Consider the following 216-nt stretch of genomic DNA (forward strand, 5'->3'; position numbering starts at 1 on the left):
GGATTTTACCAAATCTATTTTTGAGATTGTGGCAAATGTCTGCCACCAGGAAGTGACCAAAACCCTGGCCCATGTACACGCCGTGACCGGCAGCCCGGCCATCCGGCGGCAGTTCCAGGCGCTGTGCCAGATGCGGCGGCGCGGTTTCCCGGGTGACCATCAGGTGGTCACTGTGGGGCACACGGCCGGAAGCCCGGATCATTTTGTAAAATTCCA

The 216-nt window shown here is 58.3% G+C and carries 1 protein-coding gene; it reads right to left on the reverse strand.

The window, feature by feature from the left end; translation table 11 throughout:
• On the reverse strand, positions 1–202 hold a 202-nt coding region (locus tag H6B10_RS17680; protein WP_204652587.1), incomplete at its 3' end, for a hypothetical protein.
• Positions 203–216 lie beyond the last annotated feature (14 nt).

Origin of the sequence: Gemmiger formicilis (assembly GCF_016901605.1) — a bacterium.
Classification (GTDB): Bacteria; Bacillota; Clostridia; order Oscillospirales; family Ruminococcaceae; genus Gemmiger; species Gemmiger formicilis_B.